The organism is Brenneria uluponensis (assembly GCF_032395385.1).
Taxonomy (GTDB): domain Bacteria; phylum Pseudomonadota; class Gammaproteobacteria; order Enterobacterales; family Enterobacteriaceae; genus Prodigiosinella; species Prodigiosinella aquatilis.
The window spans coordinates 4,163,222-4,180,489 of the sequence record NZ_CP135917.1; the positions used below are offsets into that span (position 1 = coordinate 4,163,222).

The 17,268-nt window shown below is 42.6% G+C and carries 11 protein-coding genes and 3 pseudogenes; 6 read left to right on the forward strand and 8 right to left on the reverse strand.

What is annotated here, in order from left to right; translation table 11 throughout:
* Nucleotides 1-57: 57 nt before the first annotated feature.
* Nucleotides 58-123, reverse strand: a complete 66-nt coding sequence (locus RS889_RS23905) for an integrase core domain-containing protein (protein ID WP_425475162.1) — start codon at nt 121-123, stop codon at nt 58-60.
* 86 nt (nt 124-209) lie between these two features.
* Nucleotides 210-326: pseudogene (locus tag RS889_RS19275) on the reverse strand (transposase); the annotation flags it as partial.
* 646 nt (nt 327-972) lie between these two features.
* On the opposite strand from RS889_RS19275, the gene RS889_RS19280 reads away from it, so the two are divergent.
* The 3 genes from RS889_RS19280 to RS889_RS19290 are packed head-to-tail and all read left to right on the forward strand — an operon-like array spanning nt 973 to nt 7,750.
* Nucleotides 973-5,598, forward strand: a complete 4,626-nt coding sequence (locus tag RS889_RS19280) for a glycosyltransferase (protein WP_315708403.1) — start codon at nt 973-975, stop codon at nt 5,596-5,598.
* Nucleotides 5,595-6,509: a glycosyltransferase family 2 protein gene (locus RS889_RS19285; RefSeq protein WP_315708404.1), complete on the forward strand. Its 915-nt coding sequence runs from the start codon at nt 5,595-5,597 to the stop codon at nt 6,507-6,509. Before RS889_RS19280 ends, RS889_RS19285 begins: the two co-directional genes overlap by 4 nt.
* A 5-nt stretch (nt 6,510-6,514) precedes the next feature.
* Nucleotides 6,515-7,750, forward strand: coding sequence for a class I SAM-dependent methyltransferase (locus RS889_RS19290; protein WP_315708405.1), 1,236 nt, complete (start codon nt 6,515-6,517; stop codon nt 7,748-7,750).
* Nucleotides 7,751-8,205: 455 nt separating this feature from the next.
* On the opposite strand, the gene RS889_RS19295 is transcribed toward RS889_RS19290, so the two are convergent.
* The 3 genes from RS889_RS19295 to RS889_RS19305 form a co-directional block, all read right to left on the reverse strand.
* Entirely contained in the window at nt 8,206-10,137 is a 1,932-nt protein-coding gene (locus tag RS889_RS19295) for a hypothetical protein (RefSeq protein WP_315708406.1), read from the reverse strand.
* A gap of 141 nt (nt 10,138-10,278) precedes the next feature.
* Nucleotides 10,279-11,304: an IS630 family transposase gene (locus RS889_RS19300; RefSeq protein ID WP_315710871.1), complete on the reverse strand. Its 1,026-nt coding sequence runs from the start codon at nt 11,302-11,304 to the stop codon at nt 10,279-10,281.
* Between the two features lie 32 nt (nt 11,305-11,336).
* Entirely contained in the window at nt 11,337-11,666 is a 330-nt protein-coding gene (locus tag RS889_RS19305) for an FAD-dependent oxidoreductase (protein WP_425475088.1), read from the reverse strand.
* Nucleotides 11,667-11,855: 189 nt separating this feature from the next.
* Here RS889_RS19305 and istA point away from each other — a divergent pair, with 189 nt between their 5' ends.
* Both istA and istB read left to right on the forward strand, forming a co-directional pair.
* Nucleotides 11,856-13,028, forward strand: coding sequence for an IS21 family transposase (gene istA / locus RS889_RS19310; protein WP_315708408.1), 1,173 nt, complete (start codon nt 11,856-11,858; stop codon nt 13,026-13,028).
* Nucleotides 13,028-13,801 (forward strand): IS21-like element helper ATPase IstB, encoded by a 774-nt coding sequence (gene istB, locus RS889_RS19315; RefSeq protein ID WP_315708409.1) that lies wholly within the window; start codon nt 13,028-13,030, stop codon nt 13,799-13,801. The genes istA and istB overlap by 1 nt, the downstream gene beginning before the upstream one ends.
* 82 nt (nt 13,802-13,883) lie before the next feature.
* On the opposite strand, the pseudogene RS889_RS19320 reads toward istB, so the two are convergent.
* Nucleotides 13,884-14,084 (reverse strand): annotated as a pseudogene (locus tag RS889_RS19320) (integrase core domain-containing protein); the annotation flags it as partial.
* Between RS889_RS19320 and RS889_RS19325 the strand changes: the two are divergent.
* Nucleotides 14,084-14,374 (forward strand): annotated as a pseudogene (locus RS889_RS19325) (integrase core domain-containing protein); the annotation flags it as partial. The pseudogenes RS889_RS19320 and RS889_RS19325 overlap by 1 nt on opposite strands.
* 11 nt (nt 14,375-14,385) lie before the next feature.
* On the opposite strand, the gene RS889_RS19330 reads toward RS889_RS19325, so the two are convergent.
* Together RS889_RS19330 and RS889_RS19335 are read right to left on the reverse strand one after the other, a co-directional pair.
* The gene (locus RS889_RS19330; protein ID WP_315708410.1) at nt 14,386-15,927 is read right to left on the reverse strand and encodes a hypothetical protein; all 1,542 of its coding nucleotides are present in this window, start codon (nt 15,925-15,927) and stop codon (nt 14,386-14,388) included.
* The gene (locus RS889_RS19335) at nt 15,924-17,249 is read right to left on the reverse strand and encodes an NAD(P)/FAD-dependent oxidoreductase (protein WP_315708411.1); all 1,326 of its coding nucleotides are present in this window, start codon (nt 17,247-17,249) and stop codon (nt 15,924-15,926) included. Before RS889_RS19335 ends, RS889_RS19330 begins: the two co-directional genes overlap by 4 nt.
* Between the last annotated feature and the right edge of the window lie 19 nt (nt 17,250-17,268).

Genomic DNA, 17,268 nt, shown 5'->3' on the forward strand with positions numbered 1-17,268 from the left:
TCTGTAATCCCTCCGACTTTAGTACCACTGCCATTGAGAGTTTTCGGTCAGTTTTTATCATGCATAAATAACCGACGGCAGATTTCCGAGTGAGCTGTGTGGCCGCTCTTCGTTATATTCCATACGCCAGTTTTTTGTCAGATATCGTACCTCTGACAATGCATTAACACCCAGATTCAGTGCTTGCAAAACGGAGGTAGTCCATAGATATAGTAACCAGCTTTCGCTACGCCATTTTCGCGACAGACATCCTTCACATGTCGGCCACCTTCAACTTCTTTCAAGACCCGCTGGATCTGAGTTTCCGTGAAACGCGCTTTCTTCATGATGGTTCGCCTATTGATTGTATTTTAACCAGATGACTCTATTGCGTGACACACCTAAACACTTGTACATGCAGAGTCGTGCTAACCGTTCAATGTTTATGCTAGTGTGACAGGTGAAACAGAGGGCATTGATTCAATCACAAGGTCTATCTTTGATGTTCCCTTCATGAAGCTCAGTTTCATATGGTGATAGCGGATCATCACATCAGGAAGGATGCAAATTCTCTTCAGCGTTCTACTATTCAGCATATTCCTTTCCCGTCGTATTCTTGCTGAAAATATATAAAAAAGAGAGTTAAATGACAAAATGGTTTCAATGGTATGTTATTTAACTGGTTGTGATTTATGATGATATTGCGTTATATTACGCTTCAAAATTGAAGTCTGAATACCTTAGTCATGCGATATCAAGGCCTTAAAATCAGCCAGGTTGGTTTGTCTAAACATCAGCATTGTCCCCCTTGAAAGTAATAGCGTGGCGGGTGAGGCAGTTGTGAATACGTTTGCAAAAAATTGCGACTTTTCTATCATTAGCGGACAAAATATTGTGTTCTTGTATTAATTTCTTTATGGACGGAACGGAACCAGAACCATGTTTTGCTCTGGTGCGGCTCGATAATGACTCTCTGATCAGGAAAATTAACTTATGACTTTTGTTTCATACGCAAAAAATTTTGAGGATGTAATTTTAAAGCGTGCCCTGAAGCAGATGAGTAAAGGTTTTTATATCGATATTGGTGCAGCCCAGGCAGATATTCATTCTGTAACGAATGCATTTTACAAGGAAGGTTGGCATGGAGTTAATATTGAGCCGAACATAGATTCATTTAACCAATTGGTTCAGAAACGTCCTAAAGATGTAAATCTGAATATAGCGATTTTGGATAAAAAGTATTCAGATGTTCCGCTTTACGTTTTCAAAGAAAAAGGGATTTCAACATTTGAAAAAGGTTTAGTTAAATACTTTTCAGACTACGGGTTTAGCTACAAAACATATACTTCAAGTTCTTTAACCCTTAAAGATATATGGGAAAAATACGTTCCTCAGGGGCAAGAGGTGCATTTTCTCAATATTTCTGTGGAAAATACTGAGTTACAGGTTATTGAGGGAAATGATTGGAAACGCAACAGACCCTGGATTGTGGTTGTACAGACCGTTGATCCGCTCGGGGGGGAAACCAAATCAAAGAAAATTGAAGACGCATTTCAGAAAGCTGGCTATGATTCGGTTTGTTTCAATGGAGCCAATCGTTTTTATCTGGCGCATGAAAAACGTGAGCTTGCCGAGCTTCTCACATTACCTTCCAGTTTATTCGACGAATTTGTGCCTGTAACAGAGTTTGAAAAAGCTAATGCGCTGGTTGCGTTGAGCTCTGCTATTGCTGAACGTGATGAAGCGCGTGCTGCACTGAATGCGGCAATCGCCGAGAGGGACGAATACAAAGTTTCCGCTGATGCGATCGCGATTGAGCGTGATCAGTTTGAGAGAGACAGGCATTTTTTGCTGCATTCGCGATCTTGGCTGATCACAAAGTTCTTACGAGAATTGTCTCTTTTTGTTAAAACCCAGAAAGCTGCATTAAGAAATAATATGAAATCAATCATCATTTTTTCTTATAAAAAAGCACGCAATTTCCCTTACCTGTTGAATCTTGTAAAGAAAATTTTGTCAATGTCTCCGCGCATTGAAATTAAAATTAGGCGACTGGTGTCCACTTATCGGCAAAACCTAATTCTCCCATGTGACAACATCAAAATAAAAGATGGACATGACGATCACAACGTCTCTCTTTTAGTGAATGGTTTGAATGTAAAGCCTATTCAGAAGAAAATCGTTTTTGTTTATGTTGATTTTACTTGCAGACAGGATTCGATGTTTGGCATTACTCGTGTGGTGACAAAATTGACCGAAAATCTTTGCAATTTGGGCGAAACTGTTGTTCCGGTTAAACTGTCTCCCGATACGCTCAGATTAGCGCCGTTGTCCGAAGCAGAATTGGAAAACTTCAAGAAAATTGCAAACATAAAGCTCAACTCTCTTTCGCGTCATCTTCTTGATAAGGATTATTTTGATCAGGTTGGGCCACATCTAAAATCGTCTCCGGTGCAACACTGGCTTCTTGTCCCGGAAGTTACATATCATACTTATCATAATGTTCCTGTGACCTCCCGGTTAATCAAATGTGCACGGGATTGGGGCCTGAAAGTTGGTTCCGTGTTTTACGATCATATTCCTCTGACACACGAGTCAGCGAGTTCTAATGCTCTTAAACATATGCGGTATTTGTCCGATCTGTCTCTGTCAGACATTATTTGGCCAATAAGTGATTTTTCCGGTAGAGAGCTACATCATTATTATGCCGCGATAGAGAAGCTTTCTACCAGAGAGACTCCCGTCATTTCTGCCAACAATTTGCCAGAAGCGGATGCATCTGAGAGACAGATTTTTGATTGGTCTTCTACTGAAAAAATCATTCTTTCCCTTGGATCAATATGCCTGAGAAAGAACCAGTTAACGTTGGTCCGGGCATTTAATGCCTATTGTCATTCTCATCCTGAAACAGAGTGGAAACTGGCTCTAGTCGGACAGTACGTCGAACCGGAATATATGGTACAGGTCCAAAACGAAGCCCGGAAAAATAAACGTATTTGCATATACAACGAGATGAATGATGCGGATCTGGACCTTCTTTATAAAAAGGTCGCCTTTACTGTGTTCGCCTCGACGAATGAAGGGTATGGATTGCCGATCGTCGAAAGTCTCTGGCGCCTGAGACCTTGCATTTGTGCTGCAAACGGAGCGATGCTGGATCTGGCAAAGCATGGTGGTTGCGTAACAGTAGATGTTACAGACCAAGTGGTTTTACAGAGTGCAGTTGAAAAGTTGATCGTAGACAGATCATTCTATGACGCAAAAATAGGTGAGATCATCCGACGACCAATGCGAAGTTGGTCTGAGTATGCCCAGCAAATAATCAATGAAACGAATCGACCTAGATCGAATCTGACATTTGATGGTGTGATTTGCGTTTGGGTTGATGCGACTATTGCATCTAGCGGGAATAGCGGTATTCAACGTGTAACCCGACAATTATGTCGCACTCTAATAGAGGCAGGACACCGGTTGGTGCCAGTAAAATGGGATGAAAAAAGACATTGTGTAACCGTTGCAAATGACACTGAGCTTGCAGTTCTGGCAGCATGGAATGGCCCAGATCCGAAGAGATGGTTGAAAGAGCTGCCTCAGGATAGTGACCATGAGCAGATCGTTTATCTTTTAAGCGATTTACCTCTCAATCGTGATCTTTCTTTTCAGCAAGAGGTGATTCAATACTTCAAAGAAAAATCGGCTCATTGTTGTAGCATTTTCTATGATGCCATCCCTCTTATCATGAATGACATATATCCGCAGCCCTTTGTTCAGGCGATGCAACAATATATGAAAATGCTCGATCAGATGGACCAGGTTTTTAGTATTTCAGAGAGCAGCAATGATGATCTTTACCGTTTTTTAAATATAAACGCTCTTAAAGGTCTTGCTCTTGAGCAAAGATTAAAAGCAGTCTGTTTGCCTGAACAGTACTCAGCATCCTCAAGAATTAAACGGCCTGCCCTGTCATCGGACGAAACATGCAACATTATTTGTGTGTCGACTGTGGAGCCAAGAAAAAATCACCTGGTACTTTTACAGGCATTCCTTGATGCTGAAAAAAAATCTCCACGAAAACTGAAATTAACACTGATTGGCAGCGGTAATACATTCGATACAACACTTAAGCCAAAAGTGAATGATCTGATTGCCCAATCAGAGAATATTGAATGGATTCAGGATGCTGATGATCAAAAGCTTAGCGAATGCTATCAATCGGCACATTTCACGGTCTATCCGTCTGTACGAGAGGGGTTTGGCCTGCCGATTGTTGAAAGTCTATGGTTTGGACGTCCTTGTATTTGCGCCAATTTTGGTCAAATGGCAGAGCTTTTACAGCATGGTGGGTGTTATGGAGTAAATGTACACAATGCTGATGAGATTAGAGACGCTATTATTGCGTTAGCCAATAACGGCAGTGAATATCAGAAACTTGTGGAAGAGGCATTAAATCGCCACTTTAAGACATGGGATCAATATGCAGAGGAGCTTGTTTCACTCATTTGCGAACATACTGCGTATAAAAAGGTGGCAGTTCTACCAGAAGTACCAGATACGTCAATTTCATTGTTCCTTCCGGAAAGGCCCAAGCTGTCTGTTTGCATAACAACATATAATCGTAAAAAGTGGCTTGCGATTAACATTGAGAACTTTATCTCGGTATCTGCCGGTCTGGAAAAGGACGTCGAACTAATTATTTGCGATAACTACTCTCATGAATGTATAGATGATCTGATTGCGAAATATCACCATTATTCAAACATAACGATTTACCAGAACAGTGCGAATATCGGGATGTTAAATAATCTTCCCCAGACGGTTTCGTTTGCAAATGGCGAATATGTCTGGCTGATAGGTGATGATGATCTGATCCACAAAGATGCTTTGCAAAACATCCTTGACATAATTAAGAAAAAATCTCCCGACCTTATCAATTTGAATTACAATGTCAGTAGTGCTGATGTGCCAGAAAGTCTGGATTCTCTCGATGAATATTTAGACAAGGCTCAGAATTATACCCTGGCCGGGGTGAGCAAAGTTGCACCGATCAGGGAAATATCGTCTCGGAACGAAAATTATTACACAGCCATTTATTCCTTTGTGGCGCGCCGAAATTTCTCATGGCGTATTTTTAACCAGGATACGTCAGGCGCTCCGTTCAGCAGCATGCAAACCTGTGTTCCTTCATCAAAATATATCCTGTCCAAGATGATGGAGGAGAAAGGCTATTGGTTAAACAAGCCAGCAATAACCATCAATCTGAAGGTATCCTGGGGAGAACATGCGTCAATCTGGCTGCTGGAACGAATCCCTGAAGTATACGATCTGGCTGAGCTGAATGGTGCGCCAGAAAAGGATGTATCTCATTGGCGTGACCATACATTCCGAAATAGTATCCATTGTCTAGATCTTCTCCAGAAAGCTGACAATAATGGATCTTACCCTAACTTCAGTTTTGCTCGCTATCTTCGTCGTAACCGCGGGGTGGACAGTTTTGAAACATATCTTCCAATCGTCAAGAAGAGCTATCAAAAAGCTCGGGATAATGGGATCCCATTTGCGGATCTTACCGAAGAGGAGTTTGCCACAATCTCAACTACTAGAGTGGAGCAGCAGCAATGAGCAATCCTCTTCTTAGCATTGCTATCCCTACCTATAATTTCGGCCGATTTCTTCCGGATACGCTCAATACCATTCTGCCGCAGGCAGAGGAGTATGATGTCAATGTTTTGGTTTTTGATGGCTGCTCGACTGATAATACACAAGAAATTGTTTCACAATTTCAAGAGCGCTACAATAACCTTAGATATATAAAGGCTATGGCGAAAGGTGGCATTGATTATGATATGACATTGAGCGTTTCCTTTGCCGACAGTGATTATTGCTGGCTTTTTTCGTCAGATGATTTGTGCCTTGATGGCTCTGTAGATTATCTTCTGAGCCGAATTAAACGATATAGACCCGATTTGCTTTTGGTCAGGCACAATGAATGCGATTTTGATATGAAAGTGCTGACAGATTGGCCTATTCTTAATCATAAAAATGAACGTTTGTATGATCTGAATAATCCACAAGAGTTAGAGCAATATTGTGGCTCGTCAAAAACATCAGAGGCGTTTTTCTCGTTTATGGGTGGTCTCGTTGTCAATCGTAAAACATGGTTCGATGTTCCGTTGAATCTGGATGCCACGAACAAAAGCTGGGCACATGTTACCCGCATTTTTTCGTTGACCCGTAAAAGCTTTAAGTTGCTTTATTGCCCTCAAGTGCTACTTAATAGACGTGGTGGCAATGACAGTTTTTCTCAGAGCGGGATGTTCGAACGTCTGAAACTTCAGGTTAATGGCCTTCAGTCTGCTGTTGCGAAATCAACTGAAAATCCGGTAGTTATGCGAAATCTGAAGCGTGTTATTTTGAACGAAATTTATCCTAATTGGTATAGGGCCGTTGAGGCTGACCTTGTGTCTCAAAATGCATCAGCAGAAACGATGTCGGAATTGGGATGCTTACTTCAATCAGTCAAGGAAGTTTAAGCTAAATGAAATATAATGCCATAAAACAGTGTAGAATCGGAAAGTCGGAAAATCTGCAAATGGTTCTTTCGTTAGGGAATCAGGCTCTTACTGGCGTTTTCCCCAAAAGTCCTGATGAAACTATCACATCAGGCCCGCTGGAACTTGGCTGGTGCCCGGATAGCGGCTTGCTGCAGTTAATGCATTCTTATGAACCTGATGAGATGTATGGCGATAATTACGGGTATCGCTCTGGCTTAAACCAATCAATGGTAGATCACCTTACCAGAAAGATTTCCTGGTTGGAACGTCGTGCTGAATTGCAGAATGGCGATACAGTTCTGGATATTGGATCAAACGACTGCACTTCTCTCAAAGCCTATTCTGTATCACATATCAAACGCATCGGCATTGATCCAACGGGACGTAAATTCAAGCAGTACTATCCTAATGATGTGAAACTAGTCCCTGATTTTTTCAATGCTGTGAATTTTAAATCCGCTAGTAATGAAAAAGCCAAAATCGTAACCTCGATTGCTATGTTTTACGATCTGGAAGATCCAATTGCCTTTGCGCGGGACGTAGCGTCCATCCTGCATCAGGATGGAGTCTGGCATCTTGAGCAAAGCTACATGCCTTCCATGCTCAGGATGACATCTTATGACACTATATGTCATGAGCATCTGGAATATTATTCTCTCGAAGCCATTTGCTACATCATGGACCAGGCCGATCTCAAAGTGGTTGACGTGTCAATGAACGCAGTCAACGGTGGCAGCTTTGCGGTAACAGTTGCACATAAAGGTAACACTCGTATTAAGCCAAATACGCCAGTTATCGAGTGGCTTCTGGCTCAAGAGGACGCAATGGGACTTTATACTCCGCGCCCTTATCGTGATTTTGAAGAACGCGTATATCGCCATCGCAAGGATGTTACCAATTTGATCCGTACCTTGACGGCTGATGGGAAAAAAGTTCTGGGTTATGGCGCGTCGACGAAGGGCAATGTGTTGCTGCAATTCTGTAATCTGACAGCAGCAGATATTCCAGTGATCGCTGAAGTAAACGAAGAAAAATTTGGTCGCTTTACGCCGGGAACGAATATTCCAATCGTGTCCGAGGCCGAGGCACGTGCAATGAAGCCTGACTATTTCTTTGTTCTGCCATGGCACTTTAAAGAAGGCATACTTAAGCGGGAAAAAGACTTCTTGAACTCTGGTGGCCACTTCATTTTCCCATTCCCGGAAATTGAAATCATCTGATACAGGAAACTGCAATCATTCTAGTGTCATAGAGAAAGATTGGGTCTATCTTGTCAACTACTGGAGAAAGGTTTTAAGTCTTTAGAACCTTTCTCAATATCAGCGCAGCAGACTTTTTGGCTGAGTAGGAATTAGATATTCATCGGCATCCAAACCATGGCCAATCGGCTAACTCTCGTTGTGTGGATAAAAAGATAACGTAATAATCTAAACTATTTTCGACGTAGGACAACAGCTCGTTTATCCGGTTGCTGAGCCAAGAAAACAATAGTATCAGCAGATTACACAATCAGAGATGAGGGTCATGACCGTTGAGTTTAACGCTTTCCAACTATAGCCAGGAGTGTCCACGATCCTAGGGGCAGTCCACCTTTTTATCAGAAGTGTCCTCGGTAACGGGGGTAGAACCCCGCTACCTAGACAACTATGCTGATACTTGGAGGTTGAGCTTACTGTTAATCAAATGATATTTTTTTAAAACTGAATCCAAGTTTTCGCCCATCCTCATTGAGTCCGACTTCTTTAGGCGAAGTAGCATCTGGCATTTTAAATAAGAGTGTATAAATTTCTGCAGTAGGAACACCTCTCAAATCAATCACTAATGGGTTATTTGAGTTTCTGGCTACGGAAAAATTGCCTTGATAAACATCCTTTCCATTAACAAACACCTGCAGGCGCTGACTATGCAAAGACCCATACAAGAACGGGGTGACCTCAAGTTTTACTGTTTTAAACACAGAGCCACCTGCAGCACATTCAAAACTCGCAACAGCTCCATCCGTCCACCTTCCATGAGATTCTGCACTACTAAATCCTTTCAATAAACGTTCAGGAACCGAACCGTCAAGTGTAAAGTCAAACGGGTGATGACAATTTCTTGCACTTTTGAGTCGATTCTCAAAGCACTGGGATTCGATTATTGAGATATCTCCAGAAGAAATACTTCTACAGCCAATAGATCCGTAAATTTTGTTTGACGATGAACTGACAATATATGAATAGTTTTTCAGTTGAGTGAGGTTATTTTTGATTAAGACGTTCTGTACCGCTAAATTCTTTGGAGTTTTGGCAATAGAAATTGAAAATAAGTAGTTAATAATATTCGGAAATCCATTCAATCCAATAATAACATTGGATTTACCCTCATTAGCCAAAGGAAGCGATAAGTCAACCAGATTGGTCAACCTCTTTTCCATTGAAACGATATCGGACACATCGAGAGTCTTAGTTGCCGGCACATTTAAAAAAAGAACCGAGAGCGAAAGGATAAATAGCACGATTGTATTAAGGATTGCGCAGTCAAACTTGGCCCCAAAAACACCTAAGCTTTTAGGCTTGGTCTTAGTAATGGCCATAGATAGCATCACTGATAGTTGTAATAATAATACCGTCGTTAACCCAAAAACATATTTTTTAACAGCATATTCTGATCCTTGGCCAAAAAAGGTGAGCACATACTGGAGCAAGCATAGTCCTGCTGTCGCCGCCCCATAAATAGAAAAATACTTTGCAGCGAGAAACTCACTGCCATCCTCGCGCCTTACCCACTGAATAAAGAGAATTATCGATGTGGTTAAAACAAAAAAACAGAGCGTCAAAAAACCAACAGGGTAAGAGATATTACTTAATTCAAGAGAATTATTATTCCTGGAAATTGCTCTCATAGCCGAGAATGAGGGATGAAGGACGATGGTACCTATCGATATAAGCAGCATTGCAGTAGCAAATATCAGAATTCGAAACCCGACACGACCATTCTGATACTCAGTAAATACAAATACAGCGATGAGACCCACAATTAAACCAAGAATTTCAAGGGCAGGAAGAAGATGAATGAATGCTACAAAAAACATTAGCGGCACTAATGCCACAATTGCCCATAGAACCCCATTCTTCTTCTCAATACTGATGGCAAAAACCATGCTCAAGAAAAGAAATGCGTGCCCCACCAACTGAGCATAGAAAAAATTGCCAACAATCTCATGGCCATGAAGGTCAAACTTGAAGACAAAATGATTGACCATCACGAGAGCAAGAGCAGTGGTGAGCGCAATAGTCCGTGCATAACTTGGCAGGCCGTTCAGAATGTAAATAGCGCTTAACCAAAGCAATGAAAATGAGATTAATGTTGTTAATTGAACTCCTAGAAAAGTTGAATTAGCTAATACTCCAATTATTGCAGCAATAATATGACTGCCCCTTGGATAGATATTCATTTCTCCAAGAGTTGGGTCGGAATGCGAACCAAGTGTCCATTGCTCTGAAATCCGATATGCGAGGGCGTAATGATGTGCCAGATCGGCGCTGGAACTCCACATTGCATCAACATTGTAAAGAATGAATATGGCCGACACACCGATCATCCATATCATATGTAACTTCTTCATCTAATTCTCCATCGAAGAGCTTTAAACGCGTTTTTACTCATAGGAACTTATCAGCAATTACCCGCGCTTCACGAATAGCATAATTAGTGCCTCTATCCTCCGGATAAATCTGTGCCATTGTCGATATATACCCAATAAACCTCAAGATGCAGATTTCAGTACCTGAAAACGGTCATTAATTCGGGACGTCAGAGAACCCGCCATGTCCGGTAGCGTATCGCTGAAAAATTCAGATATTGCATCCCTGAACTCCCTGCTACTGCTGAAGTAGCGATTATTCCGGGCATGTTCGTTCATTAATTTCCACATTCGTTCTATCGGATTCAGGTTCGGACTGTACGGCGGGAGATAATGAAGTTTTATATTTACCACCTCCGCCCACTCTTTCACTAACTGTGAACGGTGATAACCTGCACCATCCAGAATAACATGAACTTTCTGGCCATAATCAGGATAAACCTTACGTATCTCATTGAAAAAACGAGATACATTGTATTCATTAATCGTTTTATATTCGCAGATTAGCGGGTGTTCCGGGGCCTTCAGATTCAGCGCCCCCATGATGTTCAGCCGTGTACGACTTCCCGTTGTTTTTACCGCTTTTCTCTGGCCTTTGCGTATCCAGCCATAACTGATTTTAGTGGCCTGAGTAGGATGGACAGCATCAATAAAAAGAACCGGTTCATCACCCGCAGTTGCTTTCAGTTCCTCATAATATTCAATGAATTGTTTTTGTTTCTCTTCACTAAATTTATGGGGAACACCTGACGGTTTTTTGTAGGTAAAGCCGTTACGGTGCAGCCACTTATTCATTCCCGGAACGCTGAAAACGATGTTCCATGTCCGGGCGACAAACGCGACAATATCACGGGTCTGATGAAATACGTTATCAGATAACTGGCTGATTAAAGAGGCTGTTTTTTCAGCACTGAGTTTACTGTCTGAACCGCCATTCTCTGGTTTCAGTTTCCCTTTATTCAGAAACTCGCTGATATGATGGTCAACGGTGGTCTGATGCAGCCGCAAAGCCTGAGCGATCATGGCCGAACTCCAGCCTTCGGAAGCCAGAAGAATGGCTTTAATACGATCGCAAACACGTTTATCACGACTGGAATCGTGAAGGCGCTCAAGTTCAGCTTTTTGTTGGTCAGTGATGAATATTTTCATGGTGAACAGCATGATCTTCTGTTGCCTGAAAATCAAGCATCTTCAATGATCAGGGGTATAAAAGCATTTTTAAACGGTGTATCCCGTGCCGGAATATAGCTCGAGTAATCTCGTTCTGTGACCGGTTGTGCGTATTCGGAGCGCCAGACTTTATATTCCACAACCCAAGACTCATCGATTTTCGGGAACATGCGTTTTAAATGCCTCATAGCAAAATCGAAATATTCATCATCGGAATACAGCCAAACAGGATCTTCAACAGCAAGGTAACGAGAAAGATACGCAATATGCGTACCCTTGTAATTGTCTAGTGAATCGAAGTTGGTATGTTCAATTGTAGTCCCTCCTGTTTTTAGTACCACCCCAATGAGGATCCCCGGCCAGTTTTTGCCTCGCATAGATAACCGGTGGCATATCACTCAATGAGCTATGTGGGCGTTCCTCGTGATATGTCGGCAACACTGATATAAGACCGGAAAACAGCATGAATTTTGTCCACTCCACCCAACATAGGCTTCTCTTAAGGTTCCTACACCAGACGGAGAAGCCGCATGTTAAGCAGAGGGGACCTTCTCATGATAAAGCAGATGCGTATTCACGGCGCGCACATTATCGACATTGCCCACCACATCGGATGTTCTGAGCGCACGGTTCGACGACATCTCACTGAAAAAACCGTTAACGCCCGACGGCGTGAACCAATGAAAAAACTTCGTCCGTTCATGGACTATGTTGATCTGCGATTGCGCGAGCATGTCTGGAACACTGAGGTCATTTATCAGGAGATAAAACAACAGGGTTATGACGGCTGCCGCTCCACGTTGCGTCAGTATGTGCATCCCAAACGCGCCCTGCGTGCGTCCAAACAGACCGTACGCTTCGAGACGCAGCCTGGTCAGCAACTCCAGCACGACTGGGGTGAAATCGAGACTGTTGTCAACAACCAGCGCTGTAAAGTGAGCTTCGCCGTTAACACCCTCGGTTACTCCCGGCACTTCCATGCATGGGCGACTGATAGCCAGGATGCCGAGCATACCTATGAATCACTGGTCAAAGCCTTTGCCTACTTTGGCGGCAGCGTCAAAACGGTACTGGTTGATAACCAGAAAGCGGCCGTTCTCAAGCATGACAACAGTGGCGAGGTTATCTTCAACAATGGCTTCCTCCAGTTGGCAAAACACTATGGCTTCACGCCACGTGCCTGCCGTCCACGCCGGGCACGAACCAAAGGCAAGGTGGAGCGTATGGTGAAATACCTCAAGGAGAACTTCTTCGTTCGTTGCCGGCAGTTCGACAGTCTGGCACATATCAATCAGTTGCTGATGCAGTGGATAAATACGGAAGCTGACCACCGCACGCTTCGCCAGTTCAGTCAGACACCGGCAGAACGCTTTACCCAGGAGCACCCTCATCTGCTGGCATTACCGGCGGGCGACTTTGACACCAGCTATCACGACATCCGGCAGGTGGCCTGGGATGGCTATATCGAGGTTCGTGGTAATCGATATAGCGTGCCGGAAAGCTGGTGCGGTAAAGCGGTCAGCATCCGTATCTCACTGGATGATGAGCTCAGGGTGTATGGAGATGACGTCCTCATCGCTACCCACCTTCTGGCAGAAAAACCGGCGGGCTGGCAGACCGTAGCCGCGCATCATCGACCTCTGTGGCAGCAAGCCTGCCGGGTGGCACAGCGTGCGTTGAGCGATTATGAGGAGTTGCTGTAATGAGCGAACTGACAGAACTGATGGCGCGACTGAAGATGGAGCATCTGACAGATGCGGTAGACAATCTGCTTGAGCAGGCCGTAAAGGAAGAACTTAACGCACGAGAAACACTGGTTCGTGTGCTGAACCATGAATGGAATGGTCGGCGACATAAGGGACTGGAATCCCGGCTGAAACAGGCCCGACTGCCCTGGGTGAAAACGCTGGAGCAGTTCGACTTCAGCTTCCAACCTGGTATCGACCAGCGGGTTATCCGGGAACTGGCCGGGCTGGTGTTCATCGAACGTAATGAGAATGTCATCCTGCTGGGCCCTCCGGGTGTGGGGAAAACGCATCTGGCGGTGGCGTTGGGGGTAAAGGCCGCAGATGCGGGTCATCGGGTGCTGTTCATGCCACTGGATAAACTGATGGCAACACTGGTGAAAGCCAGACAGGAAAACAGGCTGGAGCGCCAGTTGCAGCAACTGAGCTACGTGCGGGTGCTTATCCTGGATGAGATCGGTTATCTGCCGATGACGCGTGATGAAGCCAATCTGTTCTTCCGACTGCTGAACCGGCGTTACGAAAAAGCGAGCATCATCCTGACCTCAAACAAGAGCTTCACCGACTGGGGTGAGGTGTTCGGCGATCATATACTGGCAACGGCGATCCTGGACAGGTTGCTGCATCACTCGACAACAGTAAACATCAAGGGAGAAAGCTACCGACTGAAAGATAAGCGGAAAGCTGGCACGTTACCCAAAACCATAGAGGAGAAAAACACCGAAAACTGAATGCTACAAGCGGACATCAGAAATGATGAAAACCGGACAAAATAAATGTTGAAAAGCGGTCATTAGGCAGTGTTGTTGACAGATATTCTGTGCGCCAGTCTTCTGTTAGTCCGCGCACTTCAGACAACGTTCTGAACAGATACATATCGAGTATTTCCGTTCGCAGTGTTTTGTTAAATCGCTCAATAAATCCGTTCTGCATCGGCTTATCGGGCTGAATAAAATCGAGTATCATACCGTGGCGTTCTGCCCATTCGGTTAAGGCGGCGGCGGTGAGTTCTGGTCTCACTGGCGCTGGCACAGTGGGCAGAAGAACATGATGTATTGCTGGAGTTTATTAATCTGGGCAAGCCGACACAGAATGCCTTTATCGAACGTTTTAACCGGACGTACCGGACAGAAGTCCTGGATTTTTATCTGTTCAGAACACTTAGTGAAGCACGGGAAATCACGGAGCACTGGCTGACTGAATATAACAGCGAGCGTCCCCATGAATCCCTGAATAACCTGACACCGGAAGAGTACCGGCTGATGGCTGAAAACCCCAAAATCTCAAAAAGTGCGTGGAACTAAAACAGATGCACTTACACTTTTATTCTTATTTTTTGAATATCTCCTTTACTTAACTTTATATATTCGCCATATGAAGTTTCTTTAGATGCATTCTTCACTATCGCATTAATTTTACTCTGATCAAAATGACAATTATCAGGAAAAATAACATCATTCCCATTGTGGGTAGGTGATATAAGCACTTTTCTGCAGTCAGGACCAACAATCCCTAAATATGATTTATCATGTATGCTTTCACCATAGCCAGAATATCTTTCCTGAAAAACTTCTACTGGAGGGTTATATAACCATGGCAATCTTTTTTGTATCAAGAATGAAATAGCTGATGGTGTGATATAACTCTCCCCTTTACGGGGATCATTCTTTTTAAATGTAAAAATTGACGTCATTATAATTAGAGTAATTATTATGTAAAATAAACCACTACGCAAAACAACATTTTTAGAAATAAACATAAAAATTGGAAAGGCTAATGGTAGATACCATAATGCATATCGGGCCAACCCAGGAGTGCCACCAGAATTTATGTTTGTCGTCGATGAATTTACGTAGAAGTTAATAGCAAGATAAAGCATTAAAAATAAAACTATCCGCCCATCAAAATATAGGCCTTCTCTATTTTTTTTCCTACACAGCAGAAATGCCGCCAATATAATAGAGAGAATACCCAATGGCCAATTAGGAATTAATCCTAAGTCAGGATCTAAAATCCATATATAGAATATAGATAAGTTCTTACCTAATGAAGCTCCGCTAGTAAGTAATTCAGGTGTAATTACCCCAAATCGCAAGAAATAATAAACAGGATGTACTAGCACAAAGAGAGCAGTAGCTACAAACATGATAACTTCAGTTAATAAATATTTATCTTTTCTTTGCAGAATGACTCTATAGCAGAAGGGAATAAATGCAATTAATGCGAAACTTGGATTTTGAGCCGATGCGATGGCAAATACTAATGCAGATGGAAGATATTTTTTTGCATATATAAATATTATACCTGACAGTGCCAAACAGTAAGTATATAGTTCTGTATGAACCTTATCAGTGAACCAGAGTACAGGAGAAACAAAGGTCATCAAAACAACGATAAAAACACCTTGCCATTTATAGTATCGGTAAGCAATAGACATTGTCATGAAAACCAAAAGAAAATGAAGTTCTAGGAAAGCTCCATGTATAGATATATTAATTCCCAGTAATGATGTAAATTTTGCACATATAAAAGCCAGAAAGCTATAAAACCAAAAATGATTAAAGTCAGCAGTACTTCCTGCGATTAAAGCAGGAAAGGACCTTTCAAGGGTATCACGAGGAACTAAACTTATTATCTCATGAGAGGAAATTAAGTGCCCATATGCGTCATAGGCTGAAGATGTCATCCAGGGACGGAATACAGTATCCCATGCATAAAAAAGAGCATAATACTCTGATCCATCGCCTACACGTATTGGTGTAAAACGGCCAACAATTAAGAAAAAGATGAGCAACCCTAAACCTATATAAAAGTAATGCCTTATTTTATTAACATCTACTTGATTAAAATCCGTCATTTAGCTTGTCTCTCCAAAATATTCTTAGCGATTCGTCTACCTTCACGAATAGCATAATTAGTGCCTCTATCCTCCGGATAAATCTGTGCCATTGTCGATATAAAAGCATTTTTAAACGGTGTATCCCGTTCCGGAATATAGCTCGAGTAATCTCGTTCTGTGACCGGTTGTGCGTATTCGGAGCGCCAGACTTTATATTCCACAACCCAAGACTCATCGATTTTCGGGAACATGCGTTTTAAATGCCTCATAGCAAAATCGAAATATTCATCATCGGAATATAGCCAAACAGGATCTTCAACAGCAAGGTAACGAGAAAGATACGCAATATGCGTACCCTTGTAATTGTCTGGTGAATCGAAGTTGGTATGTTCAATCACACCAACAAAGGGGAAACCCGGATCGTTCACGTTCAACCAATAAGTTCCCGATAAGCTGTGCTTCAATCTGAGAACCAGGCACATATTTCCTAGGTACTTTACTCGGCGCAAACTTGCGATCCATTTTGGATCAGTGGAGTCCTTCAAAATATCTGCAATGATTGGGAACGATGGTGTAAATAAATATTTATCACCTTCGATAACCCCTTTATCCGTCAGGATCGAGATAATTGCATCTCCGCTTGTGTTAGTGTTAACCCCTGTTACACGATGTCCAAGACTAACTTCGCCTCCATTTATCCTGATCGCCTCGACAAGTGTTTCTGCAAGCCTGCCAAATCCGCCTTTAAAATAGGCTAACTCCTCTCCGCCCTTGTCATTTCGGGTACTACCGCGAAGAACTAGTTTTTTCCACATCCATACTGCGTTTACTGTCTCTGAATAGATTGAAAATTTTGACTCAATTAAAGGTTCCCAAACAATTTTATATACAGCCTTACCACATAAAGGCTCTAACCATTCGCGGATACTAAGATGCTCAATTGTTTTCCAATCTTTAATACGACGAACCTGGAATACGAGAAGGCCGAGTCTGATTCGATCAATTAGCGATAATGCTTTGAAACGTAATAAATCTAGCGGTGTTGAAAGTTTCCACATACGACCATTAAAATACATGCCTGTCCGGGTTGGTAGTAGAATAATGTCGCCTTCCATCCCCAGTTCTTTTACTAACTCAGGTACATAAACATCATTGTTAAACCAATGATGATAAAATTTCTCAAGCTTAACACCATCAGCGAATTCAAAAGTACCGGCTAAACCACCTGGGGTACTATCAGCTTCAATGACTTTCACTTTTTTACCCTGCTTTGCCAATACATAGGCTGCAGTTAGGCCAGTAAAGCCAGCACCAACAATAACGACATCGTAATTATCCATAATTGTTACTCAATTTTTA